This window comes from Pseudomonas sp. P5_152 (assembly GCF_033989915.1).
Lineage (GTDB): Bacteria > Pseudomonadota > Gammaproteobacteria > Pseudomonadales > Pseudomonadaceae > Aquipseudomonas.
Map to the genome: position 1 here is coordinate 2,959,836 of NZ_JASFAH010000002.1, position 17,206 is coordinate 2,977,041.

The window sequence follows — 17,206 nt, forward strand, 5'->3', positions numbered from 1 at the left end:
GCGGGTAATCCGCCCGCTTCAGCGAACCCGCCAAACCGGCCGCAATCGTTCCAGCGCCGCCTTGATCGAGGTCTCCGGTACTGCCGCAAACCCCAGCACCAACCCCGCACGTTGATCTATCGGGGTGGCGCAGGTCGGTAGCCAATAACTGCTCAAGCCGTTGATCTCGACGTCGACACTGCTCGCCAACTCGATCAGTTCACGCTCACGCGCCACACTCTCGACAGGCACGGTCATGTGCAGTCCGGCGGCAATCGCAGGCAACTCGCCAACACCCGGGATATCCGCCGGCCAACCGCTAAGCAGAGTATTGCGCCGGCTCAGCGCCGCACGGCGCATGCGCCGGATATGCCGCTGGAAATGCCCGGCCGCCATGAACTCGGCCATCACTGCCTGGGTACTGACCTCAGAATGGCGAACGTCCACGGCACGCCGCCGGGAAAAGGCTTCAACCAGCCCCAATGGCAATACCAGGTATCCCAGGCGCAGTGCCGGGAATGCCACTTTGCCGAAAGTCCCGACGTACAACACCCGGCCACCGCGATCGAGTGCTGCCAATGGCGCCAGCGGTGCTCCGCTATACCGGTACTCGCCATCGTAATCATCCTCGACAATCCAGCCTTGCGTACGCTCAGCCCAGGCCAGTAGTTCCAGGCGCCGCGCGAGACTCATCACCACACCGGTGGGGTACTGGTGTGATGGGGTGACGTAGGCCAGACGGCAATCGGTAACCCTGGCCAGCTCGGCGCAGTCGATGCCCTCGCTATCTACCGCCACCCCATGCAAACGCGCACCTGCCACCGCGAACGCATGACCCGCGGCGCGGTAACCCGGATTCTCGACCGCGACCCCATCGCCCGGCTCCACCAGCAACTGTGCACAAAGGCTAATCCCCTGTTGCGCGCCACTGGTGATCACAATTTGCTCAGCGCTGCACTGCATACCTCGCGAACTGCGCAGATAGGCGGCGATCAATCCGCGCAAGCGCGCGTCACCCTCAGGGGCGCCGTAACACAGTTGCTGCAAGTCCGGCTTGCGCCAGAAAGCCGCATTCAGCTTGGCCCATACCTCGAACGGGAACAGGTCGAACGCTGGCACGCCGACCCGAAAAGCCCTCGGCGGGCCACTCGGTGGCGAGGGCAAATGATGCTTTTGCATCCGTTCCAAGGCAGCATTGTGGATAACTTTACTGGATAAAACTCCAGGTGTTTCTGCCTGTTTTGTGGATAAACCTGTGGGTAAGCCTGTTGATAACCCTGTGGATGGATTTGTGGATAGTTTTTTTGCCGGCAACCCGTTTTGCGGCAATTGTGCGACGTAAGTGCCATCGCCGACCCGACCCTCGATGAAACCTTCGGCGTACAACTGGTCGTAGGCGCGCACCACGCTGTTGCGCGAAATCGCCAACGCTGCCGCCAGGTCGCGACTCGCCGGCAAACGTGTCCCGCTGACCAGGCGACCGTCGAGTACGCGCATGCGCAAGGCCTGGTAGAGCTGGCGGCTCAAGCCCTGGCGTCGATCCAACTCGATGCCTGCGGGGTTGAACGACAAGGAAGGCGGCACGTTCGTCATGGGTAATGGACCTATGAAATTAGCCGTTAATGGCTCTTACAACAGACCAATAGCCTGCCTAGGATGCTGGCATTCGCCAAGGAATTTTTCCATGTACACGCCCAGTGCCTTTGCCCTCGAAGATTTGCCCGAACTGCAGCAACAAATGCTCGGCAGCCGCCTCGCACTGCTGGTAACCCATGGCGAACAGGGCCTGCAAGCCAGCCATTTACCGTTGCTGTTACAAGTCGACGAAGGTCCCCATGGCACCCTTTATGGTCACTTTGCCCGGGCCAATCGGCAGTGGCAGGAGCTCCAGGGCGGCGCCGAAGCGTTGGTGATCTTTGCTGGCGCCGACGCTTACGTGAGCCCCGGGTTTTATCCCAGCAAAGCCGAGCACGGCAAGGTCGTGCCGACCTGGAACTACATCGCCGTGCACGCCTACGGCACGGCCGAGGTGTTCACCGATACCGAGCGCCTGCGCCACCTGGTGGGCGCCCTGACCGAGCGCCATGAAAGCGCCCGCGCCCAGCCGTGGAAACTCGCCGACGCGCCCACCGATTACATCGACGGCATGCTCAAGGCCATCGTCGGCTTCGCCCTGCCCATCCAGCGCCTGGAAGGCAAGCGCAAGCTCAGCCAGAACCGCAGCACCACTGATATCGCCGGCGTACGTGAAGGGCTGGCTGCCAGCCCCGACCCGCATGACCAGGCACTCGCCCACTTGATGCCAAAGGAATGAACATGAGTCAGATCGAGATTCGCCGCGTCAGCGCCGACGACCACGCCGCCTGGCTGCCGTTGTGGCAGGCCTACCTGGGCTTCTACAACACCGAGCTGCCGGACACCGTCAGCCACAGCACCTGGCAGCGCATGCTCGACCCGAGCGAGCCGACCCATGCAGCGCTGGCCTGGGCTGACGGCAAGGCGATAGGCATGGTGAACTTCATCTACCACCGCTCGAACTGGAGCATCGAAAGCTCCTGCTACCTGCAAGACCTGTTTGTGGCAGCGCAAACCCGCGGCACTGGAGTCGGCCGTCAACTGATCGAATTCGTCTACAGTACCGCCAAGGCCGAGGGCTGCTGCAAGGTGCACTGGCTGACCCACGAAACCAATGCCACCGCGATCCAACTCTACGAGCGCATCGCCGAACGCCCTGGCTTCATCCAGTTTCGTAAAGCCCTTTAAGGTTCAAGGAGAACAACATGTCGACTTCACTTGCAGACTGGCAAGGCGCCCCGCCGCCCTCTGCGCAACGGCTCGAAGGGCGCTTCATCTGCCTGGAGAAACTTGACCCGGCGCGCCATGGCGAGGGTCTGTTCAAGGCCCTGCAAGGCCCCGGCGCCGACCCGAAACTCTGGGACTACCTGCCTTACGGCCCGTTCCCGGAGCGCAGCGTCTTCGATGCCTGGCTGAACAACCACGCCGCCCACAGCGACCCGTATTTTTTCACCGTCATCGATCGCGCCAGCGGCGACGTACAGGGAATGCTCAGCCTGATGTCGATCGTCCCGGCCCAGGGCCGCGTCGAAATCGGCCACGTTACTTTTGGCGCACCGATGCAGCGCTCACCGAAAAGCACCGAGGCCGTGTACCTGCTGGCCAAGGAGGCATTTGCCCTGGGCTACCGCCGCCTGGAGTGGAAGTGCAACAACGCCAACGCCCGCTCCAAGTACGCCGCCGAGCGCCTGGGCTTCAGCTTTGAAGGGGTGTTTCGCCAGCACATGGTGGTCAAGGGCCAGAACCGCGACACCGCGTGGTATTCGATCCTGGACTCGGAATGGCCGACGATTGGCGCGGGGTTCCAGAAGTGGTTGGCAGATGACAACCAGACGGACTCGGGGCAGGTGAAGACCCTGGTGGAGTGCCGCGCCTAAGTGCTTTGAGGGCAAAAGATCGCAGGCTGCGATCTTTTGCCCTAACTGCTTAAACCAGTTTCTGCGCCAGCACCGCGATGTGCTCCGGGCCGATGCCGCAGCAGCCGCCCAGGTGACTGGCGCCACGCTGCTGCCAGTCGGCCGCCCAGTGCAGATAGCCCGGCGGATCCAGGTCATCGCGCAGCGGGTCCAGGCCATCGTTGGCCGTGGCCTCTTTGGGTTGCGGCGGAAAAGCGTTGGCATATGCCCCGATATCAATGTCCACAGCCAACCGGGCGAAGGTTTGCCGTGCAGCGTCGATTGCCGCCCCGATCACTTCCGGTTGGCTGCAGTTGAACAGCAGGGTCTGGACCCCCAACTCGGCCGCCACCGCAGCAGCCTCGGCGACGGGCTCGCCGGAACGCAGGCGCGGCACGTCATCGGTGTCTTCGTCCTTGAGGGTAAAGGACAGCCAGAACGGTTTGCCATCCTTGGGCAACCCGGCGTGAATCGCCCGCGCTTCGGCGATCGAACTCTGGGTTTCAGCCAGCCACAGGTCGACATGGGGCGCCAGGCCCTTGACCAAAGGCGTGAGCAATTCGCTGGCTCGCGCAGCGTCGAACAGGTCCGGACGATAGGAACCGAACAGCGGCGGCAAGGAGCCCGCGACACGCACTGGTTTACCCGAAGCGTCCACTGCCCGGCGCGCCAACTCACCGGCCAAGGCGGCAAGCGCCTCACCTTCAGCCGCAAAACGCGCTTCGCCGATATGAAACGGCACCACTGCGTAACTGTTGCTGGTGATCACATTGGCACCGCTTTCGATATAAGCCGCATGCACCGCCTCGACCGCCTGCGGCGCTTCGCTCAGCGCCAGCGCCGACCACTCGGGCTGCCTGAATGGCGCTCCTCGGCGTTGCAGCTCACGGCCCATGCCGCCATCCAGAATCACTGTCCTTGCTACGCCCATATGCTTTTCACTCATATGCTTATGAAAATAACTCACTATCAGAGTCAGACTTATAACTATTTAATACGCACCATTCAGTTAATCACAACCTCTTTTTTGTTCAGGGATCGACCGTGAAATTTCAACCACTGCTGGCCCTGGGCCTAACGATTCTGGCTGCCTCCACCCAAGCGTTTGGCGGCGCAACCCTGGACCGGGTCGAGCAGAAAAAGGAGTTGGTAGGGGTGCTGATGGAGAGCTACCCGCCCTTCTCGTTCCTCAACGAACAGAACCAGCTCGATGGTTTCGACGTGGACGTGGCCAAGGCCGTTGCCGACAAGCTTGGGGTCAAGCTACGCCTGGAAACTCCGTCCTGGGACGTGATCGCCGCCGGGCGCTGGAGCGGTCGATACGACATCTGCATCTGCTCCATGACCCCGAGCAAGGCCCGCGCCGAAGTGTTCGACTTCCCGGTGCAGTACTACGCCTCGCCAGCGGTGATCGTGGTCAACGCCAAGGATGAGCGCATTCACGGGGCCAAGGATCTGAGCGACAAGAAGGTCGGCCTCACCAGCGCCTCCAGCTACGAAAGCTACCTGAACAAGAACCTGGTGATCGAAGGCGCCGAAGACACCCAGTTGCAGTACCCGTTCGAGAACGTGCAGATCGCCCCCTACGACACCGACAACGTGGCCTTCCAGGACCTCGGCCTGGGGGCCGGTGTGCGCCTGGATGCAATCCTCACCAACCTGGTCACCGCCCAGCCGCGCCTGACCCAGGACCAACGCTTCAAGCTCGCCGGCGAGCCGCTGTATTCGGAGCCCAACTCGGTGGCCATCGAGAAAGGCGATGCCCAGTGGGACGCCAAGGTGCGTGAGGTGTTCGCCCAACTGAAACAGGACGGCACCTTGAGCCAGCTGTCGCAGAAATGGATCGGCGCCGACATCAGCCAATGACTTCCTTCCCTCCTCCCCAGCCACCGCAACCGGTGGCTGAGTCGTTGCTCAAGCGCCTCTGCGGTTTTCGCACTCGCCTGTACCTGACCTGGGCGGCGATGTTCGGGTTGTTCGCCAGCTTCTTCCTGAGCTTCGACCTGAAGTTCTCGATCATCCTCGACAAGCTTCCGAACCTGGTGGGCCTGCACCTGGCCCCCAATGGTTTCCTGCAAGGGGCCGCGCTGACCCTGTTCCTGTGCCTGTGCTCGATTGTTGCTTCATCGTTGCTGGGCTTCGTCACCGCGCTCGGGCGCCTGTCGAACAGCGCCGTGGCCTTCGGCATCGCCAGCTTTTACGCGTCATTCTTTCGCGGCACACCGCTACTGATCCAGATCCTGCTGATCTACCTCGGCCTGCCACAACTGGGCATCGTCCCGGGCGCCATCGCCGCCGGCATCATTGCCCTGTCGCTGAACTACGGCGCGTACCTGAGCGAGATCTTCCGCGCCGGCATCCTGGGTGTCCCCTACGGCCAACGTGAAGCCTCGCTCGCCCTGGGCATGCGCGAGAGCGTGATCTTCTGGCGCGTGACCCTGCCACAAGCCATGCGCACCATCATCCCGCCCACCACCAACCAGTTCATCTCGATGCTCAAGGATTCGTCGCTGATTTCGGTGATGGGGGTCTGGGAAGTGATGTTCCTGGCACAGTCCTACGGCCGCTCCAGCTACCGTTACATCGAAATGCTCAGCACCGCGGCGATCATCTACTGGCTGATGTCGATCGGCCTGGAGCTGATTCAGGCGCGCATGGAAAAACATTACGGCAAGGCTTACGCCAAGCGCGGTTGAGCCCAAGGCAGCAGGCGCGAGATAGCACATCTGCTCACTCGCGCCACCGTCGATCACATGCTGCCATGCTCAACTGATTGTGCGCTTAACCTTGACCACGCCCATCTGCAATCCAAATGGCCTCAGTACCGCATTCAACGACTTGAGGGTTTGATTGCCTTCTCCGTGTTCGATATGCACCAGCGTGCGCACCGAAATTTTACACATCCTGGCGAACTGACTCTGGTGCAGGCCGGTGACCTCAATCCGCAAACGGCGTACAGCTTCGCCCAGCTCCAGAGAGCCGTCGCCCAACCCCGCTTGAATGTTCTCGATCAATTGAGCCCTGACATCAATGGAAAGCGTCATTTGAGCCCCCAGTTTTTCAAACGTTGCTCAAGGTTTCTCAACGCAATACTTGGGTGGTTCATGGTGACGTCAGGCAAGCCGCTGGCGCTCAGAATGTCCGGTAGCGCCAGTAGATGGTCTGCATCCTGGCGCAAGCGCTCAAATGCATGCTGTGGGTCGGTGATACCCGACAACGCTTGGCATACCCCGCGCCAATCGATCTCTCCAGCCACTTCCAACGCTTTCGGCCATTTGCTGGTGCGCGTCACACCCTCTTCGTCCATCACCATGGGCGCCAAGTCATAGATCGGCGCCAGACGAACGGAAGCCGCCTCACGGATGATCGACGTGTTGCGCCCGTGGTTATCCGAGTTGCCGAGAATTTTATTGATCAGATCGCGCCGCAAATAGTCCGCGACCAGGTCCGGTATCTGCTCCGCCTGGCCAGCCTGTTTCCACAGATTTACCAGTAACTGAAGCACGTCCAGATGGCTCATGTAACTGCCTGGGATGGTTACTCCAGCCAGTGAATAGATTGATTCGACCGCCAGACGTTCGACGCCCTGCCTGGTGACGACTCGGTCAAAACGTTGCATCCACAAACTGGGCTTGCTCGCCTCCTCCAAGGCTAAGCCCTCTGCCGCAATGGTCTCGATCCCCAGAGCCTGCAAGGCCTGGTAGTAGTGAAATTCGCTCCTGAGAATATCCTGATCCGTCTGGCGTGCCTTGTTCCGGGCAAACTTCACAAACCAATGACGCACAGTGTTTTCGTCATCCAGCACAGCGTCCGGGTACAACAAACCCTCATGGTCTTCGGCCATCAGCAGTTTGGGGGCTTCTCCACCCGCCCCTGTCGCCCCACCTATCGCCGCGCCTTGCTCATATGCGTATTCAAGGAAGCTGTTATCACGGGCAATCACTTCCTCCCGACGGAACCCCATTGGTGGTCGGTTATCCAGCACTTCAGCCGACTCCTTGATGCGCATATTGCCAATTGGTGCTGGCGTGCTGCGACACAATAAAAGCAAATCGGCACTTACCTCATCCGGCTTTTGCTGCCCCAAACGCTCCATCAGGAAGCGTTTGGCCGCACCGGCCGGGGCAATGTCATGCAAGAATGCCGGTGCCTTGTTCAACGACACACTGTCCCAATCCAGCGGCAACCTGGCGCTGACGGCTTGCGCAAAAGGTGACTGCATGAAATCGAAATTATCGACGATGTAATCCCGCTTGTAAGCGAACCGGCACGGGCCTTCGAAGCCTTTTTGCGGCTGCGCAAAAACCAGGGTCATGGCGTCTCGCCAATGTCCGGCTGTGTGGATCTGAAGGGTCAGGTTGTACATGATGGACCTGCAATTTAATGCATACAGAAAGCGTAGATTCGCTCATTGATTGCAATATAGTGCAGATATGCTCGGATCATCTATCAAAGAACGCATTAAAGTGCAGATCAAACGATAGATTACAAAATCCAAGTGCATTTAAATGCAAAAAAAAGGGGAGCATGTGCTCCCCCGAGGTAAAACGTTGCAGATGAAGGCGTTAAATCAGCCTTCGATCTCGATCAGGATTTCGCCCGGGTTGACCCGGTCGCCCTTGGCCACGTGAATGGCGGTGACCTTGCCGGCGATGGCCGATTGCACTTCGGTTTCCATCTTCATCGCTTCGGTGATCAGCACGGCCTGGCCGGCTTTCACAGTGTCGCCTTCCTTGACCAGCACATCGACGATGTTGCCCGGCATGGTGGTGCTGACGTGGCCGGGGGCCGTGGCTTGCTTGCGCTTGCTGCTGCCACCGCCGACAAATTCGTTGAGCGGTTCGAACACCACTTCTTCCGGCATGCCGTCGATGGACAGGTAGAAGTGACGCTTGCCTTCGGCCTTGACGCCCACCCCGGTGATATCGACGCGGTAGGTTTCGCCGTGCACATCGATGACGAATTCGGTCGGCACGCCTTCGCCACCCGCCGAGGTCACGCCGCCAGCTTCAGGAATCGGCAGCAGCACTTCCGGAGTCAGGGTGCCGGCTTCGCGCTCTTCGAGGAACTTGCGTCCGATGTCCGGGAACATGGCGTAGGTCAGCACGTCTTCTTCGGACTTGGCCAGCGCGCCGATTTCGCCACGCAGCTTGGTCATTTCCGGCTTCAACAGGTCGGCCGGACGAACGTCGATCACTTCCTCGCTGCCGATTGCCTGGCGACGCAGGTTCTCGTCGACGGCACCCGGCGCCTTGCCGTAACCGCCTTGCAGGTACAGCTTCACCTCGTTGGTGATGGTCTTGTAGCGCTCGCCGGCCAGCACGTTGAAGAACGCCTGGGTGCCAACGATCTGCGAAGTCGGGGTCACCAGCGGCGGGTAGCCGAGGTCATGGCGCACCCGCGGGATTTCCGCCAGCACTTCGCTCATGCGGTTCAGGGCGCCCTGCTCTTTCAACTGGTTGGCCAGGTTGGAAATCATCCCGCCCGGTACCTGGTTGACTTGCACGCGGGTATCGACCGCGGTGAACTCGCTTTCGAACTGGTGGTACTTCTTGCGCACGGCGTAGAAGTACAGGCCGATCTCTTGCAGCAGTTCCAGGTTCAGGCCGGTGTCGAACTCGCTGCCTTTAAGGGCGGCAACCATCGACTCGGTACCCGGATGGCTGGTGCCCCAGGCGAAGCTGGAGATGGCGGTATCAATGTGCTCGGCACCGTTTTCGATGGCCTTGAGTTGGCACATCGCGGCCAGGCCGGCAGTGTCGTGGCTGTGAATGAACACGGGCAGCGACTGTTCGGCCTTGAGTGCCTTGACCAGTTCGCCGGTGGCGTACGGGGTCAACAGGCCGGCCATGTCCTTGATTGCCACCGAGTCGCAACCCATGGCTTCCATCTGCTTGGCCTGGGCCACGAACGCTTCGATGGTGTGCACCGGGCTGGTGGTGTAGGCGATGGTGCCCTGGGCGTGCTTGCCGGCAGCTTTCACCGCTTCGATGGCCACCCGCAGGTTACGCACGTCGTTCATCGCGTCGAAGATGCGGAACACGTCGATGCCGTTGACCGCGGCCTTGGCGACGAAGGCCTTGACCACGTCGTCGCTGTAATGGCGGTAGCCCAGCAGGTTCTGGCCGCGCAGGAGCATCTGCAGGCGAGTGTTAGGCAAGGCGGCGCGCAGTTTACGCAGGCGCTCCCACGGGTCTTCCTTGAGGAAACGTACGCAGGCATCGAAGGTGGCGCCGCCCCAGCATTCCAGCGACCAGTAGCCGACTTTGTCGAGCTTGTCGCAGATCGGCAGCATGTCTTCGGTGCGCATGCGGGTGGCGAGCAGCGACTGGTGGGCGTCGCGCAGGATGGTGTCGGTAACGTGGATCTTGGACATTGTTATATTCCTCACAGGCCTGCGTGGGCGGCGATGGCGGCGGCGATGGCCAGGGCCAGCTCTTCGGGTTTGCGCTTGATCGAGTAGTTGGTCAGTTCCGGGTGGCTTTCAACGAAGCTGGTATTGAACTGGCCGCTACGGAATTCCGGGTTGCGCAGGATTTCCTGATAGTACGCAGCGGTGGTCTTGACCCCCTGCAGGCGCATGTCGTCGAGGGCGCGCAAGCCACGGTCCATGGCCTCTTCCCAGGTCAAAGCCCAAACCACCAGTTTCAGGCACATCGAATCGTAGAACGGTGGAATGGTGTAGCCGGTGTAGATCGCCGTGTCGGTACGCACGCCAGGGCCGCCGGGGGCGTAGTAGCGAGTGATCTTGCCGAAGCTGGGCAGGAAGTTGTTCTTCGGGTCTTCGGCGTTGATGCGGAACTGCAACGCGAAACCACGGTGATGAATGTCTTCCTGTTTCACCGACAGTGGCAGGCCGGAAGCAATGCGGATCTGCTCACGGACAATGTCGATGCCGGTGATTTCCTCGGTGATGGTGTGTTCCACCTGCACCCGGGTGTTCATTTCCATGAAGTACACCTCGCCCTCGGCGAGCAGGAACTCCACGGTGCCGGCGTTTTCGTAGCCCACGGCCTTGGCTGCGCGCACCGACAGGTCGCCGATGTAGGCGCGCTGTTCCGGGGTCAGTTGTGGGCTGGGGGCGATTTCGATCAGCTTCTGGTTACGGCGCTGGATCGAGCAGTCGCGCTCGAACAGGTGCACCACGTTGCCAAAGCTGTCGCCGAGGATCTGCGCTTCGATGTGCTTGGGATTGACGATGCATTTTTCCAGGAACACTTCCGCCGAACCGAAGGCCTTGGTGGCCTCGGAAATGACGCGAGGGAAGTTCTGTTCGAGTTCTTCGCGGCTGTTGCAGCGACGAATACCACGGCCGCCACCACCGGAAGTGGCCTTGAGCATCACCGGGTAGCCGATGCGGTCGCCTTCGGTGAGGGCTTCTTCGATGCCCGCGACGTTGCCTTCGGTGCCTGGGGTTACTGGCACGCCGGCCTTGATCATGCTGCGGCGCGCTTCAGTCTTGTCGCCCATGCGGCGAATGACTTCTGCCGACGGGCCGATGAACTTGATCCCGCGTTCTGCGCAGATATCTGCCAGTTCGGCGTTTTCCGAGAGGAACCCATAACCTGGGTGCAACGCGTCGCAACCGGTTTCCACGGCCAGGTTCACCAGCTTGCGCGGGTTTAGGTAACCGGCCAATGGCTCGGCTCCGATGCTGTGGGCCTCATCGGCGCGCTTCACATGCAAGGCATGACGGTCGGCGTCGGAATAAATGGCAACCGAGCGAATGCCCATCTCGGCGCAAGCACGTACGATTCGTACGGCAATTTCACCACGGTTGGCGATCAGGATCTTAGTTATCACTTGGAGTTTCCCTTGAGCCGGTTGCTACCCACGACCCGCTAGACCGGGTCGGCGAGTGACTAAATGTTTCAAGCCAGTCGCAGAGCCACACTATCCCGCGCAAGGGATTAACAAAAATCAATAATTATTGGGTTAGCTATAAGTAAAGACTTATAGTTGAGCGACAGGCCCGCCACCAGAGCACCTATATAATGCGTAAGTCATTGATGCGTATGACATTACGGCAATTGCAAATCTTCAATGAAGTCTGCGATTTACGTTCCTACAGCCGCGCAGCTGAGGAAATGTCACTCACACAACCGGCCGTCAGCCTACAAATTCGTCAGCTTGAAGAGCTGGTTGGGCAGCCATTGTTCGATTATGTCGGTAAAAAGCTCTACATGACCGAAGCAGCTGAAGCGTTACAGCGCGCCAGTCGGGACATTTTTGGCCGCCTGGAAAACCTCGATATGCAGCTGTCCGACATGCAGGGTTCGCTGCAAGGACAGCTGAAGCTGGCGGTGGAATCCAGCGCCAAGTACTTCGTCCCCCATCTGTTCGCCGCCTTCAAGCGCCAGCACCCGGAAGTCAATTTGCAACTGACGGTAGTCAACCGTGGGCAAGTGATCCGGCGCCTGTCGGATAACCGCGACGACCTGGTGATCATGTCCATGGTGCCGCAGGACATGGGCCTGGAATTCCTGCCCTTCCTCAATAACCCGATTGTCGCCGTCGCCCCGCCTGACCACCCGCTGTGCCACATGGGCCCCCTGCGCTTGCAGGACCTTGAGCCTTACACCTTGCTGTTGCGCGAGCCTGGTTCCGGGACGCGCCTGGCCTGTGAAGAGTATTTCAAGGAAAAGCGCGTGCACTTCAACCAGACCCAGGAGGTCTCGTCGGCCGAGGCCCAGCGCGAATGTGTGGTGGCAGGTCTGGGCGTGGCGCTGTTGACGCGACACGCCCTGAACCTGGAGTTGGCGACCGGCGGGCTCAAGGAGCTGCCGGTCGAAGAGCTGCCGTTGTATCGCAGCTGGTGCGTGGTGCAGGCCAAAGCCAAGCGCCTGTCACCGGTCGCGCATGCGTTCCTGGGATTTATCCGCAATGAACGGGTGCAGATCAGCGCGCTGGTTGAGCGCTTCGACGCGAAGCTGCCGGGCTCGCTTGCCAGTAATTGAGCTCAAGGCTGTCGGAAAAATCGCCAATCTCGGCGAGAAGTTGCCGGCGCTCACAACGATCTTCAATCGCGCGGCGGAACGCCATGCGGCGCTGGTCTTCCTGCTGACGGCGGGTTTTGATAGCGCTGTTGCGTTCTTCGTAGGGCTGGGCCATTTCGAGTCTCCCAAGGCGAGTACGGGAGTTTCAAGATAGGCCGCAGGGATGACGGTTTGGCTGCGCGTGGGTTACAGGGATGTGAACATTGGCAGACGTCTTGGCGAGCAGGCTCGCGATAAGATCGCCAAGACCTGCCACCATCGCGATCGAAATCAGTCGTCCAGCGCCTTCACCGACTTGGGCGACAAGCGCAAGCTGCGCAGGCTGCGCTTGACGCTCTTGAGGTGGTTGACCAGGCTCGGGCCACGCGCCATGGCCACGCCCATGGCCAACACGTCGATCACCACCAGGTGGGCGATACGCGAGGTCAGCGGGGTGTAGATTTCGGTGTCCTCATGCACATCGATCGCCAGGTTGACGGTCGACAGCTCGGCCAGCGGCGTCTGGCTCGGGCACAAGGTGATCAACGACGCACCGCTCTCACGCACCAGATTGGCGGTGATCAGCAGGTCCTTGGAACGCCCGGACTGGGAGATGCAGATCGCCACATCAGAGGGTTTCAACGTGACCGCCGACATCGCCTGCATGTGCGGGTCGGAATACGCTGCAGCCGTCAGCAGCAAGCGAAAGAATTTATGCTGGGCATCCGCCGCCACCGCGCCAGATGCACCAAAACCGTAGAACTCGACACGCTGGGCCTGGGACATGAGCGTCACGGCCCGCTGCAGTTCGATCGGATCGAGTTTCTCGCGAACCTCCATCAGGGTGTGCAGGGTGGTGTCGAAAATTTTCAGGCTGTAGTCGGCGACCGAATCGTCTTCGTGGATCGCAAACTGGCCGAAACTCGCACCGGCGGCCAGGCTTTGCGCCAGCTTCAGCTTTAAGTCCTGGAAACCCGAACAGCCGATGGCACGACAGAAGCGCACGATGGTCGGTTCGCTGATGCCAACGCTGTGGGCAAGATCAGCCATGGAGCTGTGCATCACTGCCGCAGGGTCAAGCAGCACGTGGTCGGCAACCTTGAGTTCCGATTTGCGTAACAGGTGGCGAGACTGGGCGATATGTTGCAACAGGTTCAAAGGGCAGGACTCATTGTTATGGGCGGGCGCCGGGGATGTAGCAAGCTTGTAGTTATACTACAAGAATCCGTTTTTTGCCTGCTCAATGCGCTTGCGAATCCCTCGATTTCCGCTGCGGGCACCTCATGTAGCCCTCGTCGACAGATGTAACCCCGTGATCGACCAAGCTCACCAGAAAACGACAGCCTCCGATTCGGCCATTGGAAGTTCAGGGAACAATGAAATAACAAATAAAGATCAATATATGAACTTACATAGCCACTAGATAAATACCACCCACAACAAAGCTGACCTTGTTAGATTGATTGCGCAGGAGCAAGACAATTTAATCATAAGGAATAAATACGATGAGCATTCAAACAAAAAACTGGAACGCACAAATTGACCGCATGCCAGGTGCCGCTTCGTTCCGAGTATTTGGCACAGTAACTGTTGCCAACTCCGGCATTACACCAAAATTGGTGCCAAGCAAGGTACAAGACACTCCTTTCCTGCCTCTGGAGCTGGTCCTTGAACGGGCCGATGGTTCTTCACTGGCGGTTTTAACAGACAAACTTGTAGAGTACAAAGTTACTGGAAACTACGACGCAACTGGCGTCGGCATCTTTTATGATGGCGCATTATTGCACCTCATCGACAACATCATGACAACCAACTAATAACTTGTAACCCTTACATATTGCCGGGCCTCCCGCCGGTCAACTATTACCGTTGGGAGGCACGATACTGCGATAACAATTCATTCGATGCGTTGCGCTCTTAGCAGAACCGCTAAATCTTGCGCCTCCATTGGCCGACTGATCAGGTAGCCCTGAACCTCGTCGCAGCGCTCATTCTTGAGAAACTCAAGTTGCTCCCTTCGCTCCACACCTTCAGCCACTACCTTCAACGACAAGCCATGGGCCATGGCAATGATTGCCCGGGTGATTGCCGCATCGGCACTGCCCTCGCCCAGGCCGCGGATAAACGCCTGGTCAATCTTCACGTAGTCCACCGGAATGCGCTTGAGGTAACTCAACGACGAGTAACCGGTGCCAAAGTCATCGATGGCCAGCTTCACTCCCAGGTCTCGCAGTTGCTGAAAGGTAGCAATGATGTGTTCGACGCTGTCGAGCAACTGGCTTTCGGTCAGTTCCAGCTCCAGGTAGCGTGGCTCCAGGCCGGTTTCCTCGAGGACCTGGCGCACCAGGCTGACCAGTTTGCCCTGGCGCAATTGATGCACCGACAAATTCACCGAAACCCGGATCGGCGCCAGCCCCTGGCGCTGCCACTCGCATGCCTGCCAGCAGGCCTGACGCAACACGAATTCGCCAATCGGGCCGATCAACCCGGTTTCCTCTGCCAAACCGATGAACTCAGCCGGCGGCACCTGCCCCATGGTCGGATGGTCCCAGCGCACCAGCGCTTCGGCAGCGTTCAGGCGACCGCTGGCCAGACACTGCTTGGGCTGGTAATAGACTTTCAGCTGTCGCTCCTCGACGGCCTTGCGCAACTGGTTTTCCAGTTGCAGGCGCTCAAGGGTGCTGGCCTGCAGGCTGTCGGTGTAGAACTGGAAATTATTGCCACCCAGGTGCTTGGCGTGCTGCATGGCCATGTTCGACTGGCTGACCAACGCGGGAATCTCCCGCGCGTTGTCCGGCAGCATGCTGATGCCCATCGAGGCGCTAATTACCAGCTCCTGCCCATCAATGCTCAGCGGCACCCGCAGCTTGGCCGCCAACCGGGTGGCGACCCGCGCCAGACTCGACAGGCTGCCATAGGCATCAAACAGCACGGCAAACTCATCCCCGGACAAACGGGCGATGGTGTCCGCTTCCGGCAGCGCGTTCACCAGGCGCCGGGCCATTTTCTGCAACAACTGGTCGGCCACATCATGGCCCAGGCTGTCGTTGAGCAATTTGAAACGATCCAGGTTGATGTGCAGCAGCGCCAAGCTGCGACCGCCCTGGCGCACCCGCTGATGAGCGTCCTGCAGGCGCTCACGGAACAGCGCACGGTTGGCCAGCCCGGTGAGCTCGTCGTAGTGGGTCAGGTAGCGCATGCGCTCTTCGGATTCGCGCCGAGTGGAGAGATCGGCGAAGAAGCCCACAATATGGCTCACAGTTCCCCGAGAATCGCGCACTACGTTCAGCTGCAACCATTGCGGGTAGAGTTCGCCGTTCTTGCGCGCCTCCACCAACTCGCCCTGCCAACTGCCGTTTTGTTCCAGCGCCTGATGAATCGTTGGGTAGTGGCGGCGGGCGTCACGACTGCAGGGAAGCTCGATCACATTGCGCCCCAGCAGGTCCTCGGCCTGATAGCCAGTTACCCGGCTGAACGCCTGATTGACCGCAATCAACGCGTAATTCGGATCGAAAATCACAATGCCTTCGCTTGCTGCCTCAAACACCGTGGCCGCCAACTGGCGCTGCTCTTCCAGGCCTTTGCTGGCGCTGATGTCGCGCCGCGTGCCAACCATGCGCAGCACACGACCGTCAGGGCCGCGCTCCACCGCGCGCCCCCGGTCCTCAATCCAGACCCAATGCCCGTCCCCGTGACGCACGCGGTACTCGATCTGGTAATCCTCGCTGCGCCCCTTCAAATGCGCGACCAGTGCCCGCCGCAGCGGCGGCAAGTCCGAGGGATGCAGGCGCGGCTTGAGGTGGCTGAGCATCTCGGTGATGAACTCGGGCTCGATCCCGAACAATTCCTTGAGCTGGGTGTGATGCACTTCGTCGGTTTGCAGATTCCAGTCCCACAAGCCCAGTTCGCTGGCCTTCAACGCCAGCGCCAGGCGCGCTTCGCTTTTGCTCAGCGCCTGGTTGGCGGCGTCCAGTTCGAGGCTGCGTTGCGCCACCCGAGTCTCCAGGCCGACTTGCGCGGTGCGCAGCTCGGCTTCGGCCTGGCGGCGCTGGTCGATTTCCCGCGCCAGGTCCTGGTTGAGCTGGTCACTACCGCTTTGCGCCTGCCGCAAATGCTCGATCAGCGCCTGATTCTGAAAGCGGCGCAACAACCCTCGTCCAATCAGCCGGTTGACCTGCCACGCCACCACACTCAAGGAGCCCAGCAGAATCAGGCCGAGCCAGCCCCAGCCCTGCTGCTGTTGATCGCCGCCCCAGAACAGATAGCCGATGGCCGGCAGCAGGCAGGGCAACGTAAAGGACAGGAAGGCCGACAGGCTGACCGCGTAAGCGACACTGGCGCACAGGGTGGCCGCGCCGATCAGGCCAAACACCCAGGCTTGCTGCAGGAAACTGTCGGTGGGCACCAGGGCGATACCGGCTGCGGCCAAGGTCAGGCCACTGAGGGCCGACCCCAGCAGGAACATGCGCCGCCAGATCGGCTGCGCCTGGCGGCTGGGCATGGCCGAATCGAAGGCTGCCACCTGGATCACCCGCAATGCCACCAGCAACAGTAACCAGACCAGCCAGGCACTGACCTGCAGATAACGCTGCGGGTCCCACAGCAAACCGGCACAGACCAGGCCATTGAGCAGCATCAGCAAGGTGGGCAGCAGCGAGCCCTGGTACAGCATACGCGTGCGCTCGACCGCCATCTCCATGGCGTACTGCTTGCGGATAACCTGCGGCTCCACGAAGGATCCTGCCAGGCTGGAGCTGAAGGTCATAGGCGATATTCTTGTTC

Annotated in this window: 16 protein-coding genes; 7 read left to right on the top strand and 9 right to left on the bottom strand. The window is 60.2% G+C overall.

What is annotated here, in order from left to right; translation table 11 throughout:
• Positions 1-18 precede the first annotated feature (18 nt).
• A complete protein-coding gene (locus QMK50_RS13605) occupies positions 19-1,572 on the bottom strand; it encodes a PLP-dependent aminotransferase family protein (protein ID WP_320333292.1) in 1,554 nt (517 codons plus the stop codon).
• A gap of 91 nt (positions 1,573-1,663) precedes the next feature.
• Between QMK50_RS13605 and QMK50_RS13610 the strand changes: the two genes are divergently transcribed.
• The 3 genes from QMK50_RS13610 to QMK50_RS13620 are packed head-to-tail and all read left to right on the top strand — an operon-like array spanning position 1,664 to position 3,431.
• Complete coding sequence (locus tag QMK50_RS13610; RefSeq protein WP_320333293.1) at positions 1,664-2,293, top strand: FMN-binding negative transcriptional regulator; 630 nt, start codon at positions 1,664-1,666, stop codon at positions 2,291-2,293.
• Between the two features lie 2 nt (positions 2,294-2,295).
• Entirely contained in the window at positions 2,296-2,742 is a 447-nt protein-coding gene (locus QMK50_RS13615; protein WP_159998623.1) for a GNAT family N-acetyltransferase, read from the top strand.
• A gap of 17 nt (positions 2,743-2,759) precedes the next feature.
• Entirely contained in the window at positions 2,760-3,431 is a 672-nt protein-coding gene (locus tag QMK50_RS13620; protein ID WP_320333294.1) for a GNAT family protein, read from the top strand.
• Positions 3,432-3,480: 49 nt separating this feature from the next.
• Here QMK50_RS13620 and QMK50_RS13625 read toward each other — a convergent pair whose 3' ends face one another.
• A complete protein-coding gene (locus QMK50_RS13625; RefSeq protein WP_320333295.1) occupies positions 3,481-4,380 on the bottom strand; it encodes a homocysteine S-methyltransferase family protein in 900 nt (299 codons plus the stop codon).
• Between the two features lie 113 nt (positions 4,381-4,493).
• Here QMK50_RS13625 and QMK50_RS13630 point away from each other — a divergent pair, with 113 nt between their 5' ends.
• Both QMK50_RS13630 and QMK50_RS13635 read left to right on the top strand, forming a co-directional pair.
• On the top strand, positions 4,494-5,315 hold the full coding sequence (locus QMK50_RS13630; protein WP_095164976.1) for an ABC transporter substrate-binding protein: 822 nt from the start codon (positions 4,494-4,496) through the stop codon (positions 5,313-5,315).
• Positions 5,312-6,145 (top strand): amino acid ABC transporter permease, encoded by an 834-nt coding sequence (locus QMK50_RS13635; RefSeq protein ID WP_159998627.1) that lies wholly within the window; start codon positions 5,312-5,314, stop codon positions 6,143-6,145. The genes QMK50_RS13630 and QMK50_RS13635 overlap by 4 nt, the downstream gene beginning before the upstream one ends.
• Before the next feature lie 69 nt (positions 6,146-6,214).
• On the opposite strand, the gene QMK50_RS13640 is transcribed toward QMK50_RS13635, so the two are convergent.
• From QMK50_RS13640 to QMK50_RS13655, 4 genes are all read right to left on the bottom strand, one after another.
• Positions 6,215-6,493 carry a helix-turn-helix domain-containing protein gene (locus tag QMK50_RS13640; RefSeq protein WP_159998629.1) on the bottom strand — a complete coding sequence of 93 codons (279 nt, stop codon included), beginning with the start codon at positions 6,491-6,493 and terminating at the stop codon, positions 6,215-6,217.
• On the bottom strand, positions 6,490-7,815 hold the full coding sequence (locus tag QMK50_RS13645) for a type II toxin-antitoxin system HipA family toxin (RefSeq protein WP_320333296.1): 1,326 nt from the start codon (positions 7,813-7,815) through the stop codon (positions 6,490-6,492). The genes QMK50_RS13640 and QMK50_RS13645 overlap by 4 nt, the downstream gene beginning before the upstream one ends.
• Positions 7,816-8,019: 204 nt before the next feature.
• Complete coding sequence (gene oadA / locus QMK50_RS13650; protein ID WP_095164980.1) at positions 8,020-9,825, bottom strand: sodium-extruding oxaloacetate decarboxylase subunit alpha; 1,806 nt, start codon at positions 9,823-9,825, stop codon at positions 8,020-8,022.
• Positions 9,826-9,836: 11 nt separating this feature from the next.
• Complete coding sequence (locus tag QMK50_RS13655; protein WP_095164982.1) at positions 9,837-11,252, bottom strand: acetyl-CoA carboxylase biotin carboxylase subunit; 1,416 nt, start codon at positions 11,250-11,252, stop codon at positions 9,837-9,839.
• A 191-nt stretch (positions 11,253-11,443) separates the two neighbouring features.
• On the opposite strand from QMK50_RS13655, the gene QMK50_RS13660 reads away from it, so the two are divergent.
• Positions 11,444-12,406: a LysR family transcriptional regulator gene (locus QMK50_RS13660; protein ID WP_095164983.1), complete on the top strand. Its 963-nt coding sequence runs from the start codon at positions 11,444-11,446 to the stop codon at positions 12,404-12,406.
• On the opposite strand, the gene QMK50_RS13665 is transcribed toward QMK50_RS13660, so the two are convergent.
• Together QMK50_RS13665 and hexR are read right to left on the bottom strand one after the other, a co-directional pair.
• Complete coding sequence (locus tag QMK50_RS13665; protein WP_095164985.1) at positions 12,348-12,560, bottom strand: PA3496 family putative envelope integrity protein; 213 nt, start codon at positions 12,558-12,560, stop codon at positions 12,348-12,350. The two genes, QMK50_RS13660 and QMK50_RS13665, sit on opposite strands and share 59 nt — an antisense overlap.
• Before the next feature lie 155 nt (positions 12,561-12,715).
• The gene (gene hexR / locus QMK50_RS13670) at positions 12,716-13,582 is read right to left on the bottom strand and encodes a transcriptional regulator HexR (RefSeq protein ID WP_095164987.1); all 867 of its coding nucleotides are present in this window, start codon (positions 13,580-13,582) and stop codon (positions 12,716-12,718) included.
• A 347-nt stretch (positions 13,583-13,929) separates the two neighbouring features.
• On the opposite strand from hexR, the gene QMK50_RS13675 reads away from it, so the two are divergent.
• Complete coding sequence (locus tag QMK50_RS13675) at positions 13,930-14,241, top strand: hypothetical protein (RefSeq protein WP_320333297.1); 312 nt, start codon at positions 13,930-13,932, stop codon at positions 14,239-14,241.
• An 80-nt stretch (positions 14,242-14,321) separates the two neighbouring features.
• Here QMK50_RS13675 and QMK50_RS13680 read toward each other — a convergent pair whose 3' ends face one another.
• Positions 14,322-17,189, bottom strand: a complete 2,868-nt coding sequence (locus tag QMK50_RS13680) for a putative bifunctional diguanylate cyclase/phosphodiesterase (protein ID WP_320333298.1) — start codon at positions 17,187-17,189, stop codon at positions 14,322-14,324.
• Between the last annotated feature and the right edge of the window lie 17 nt (positions 17,190-17,206).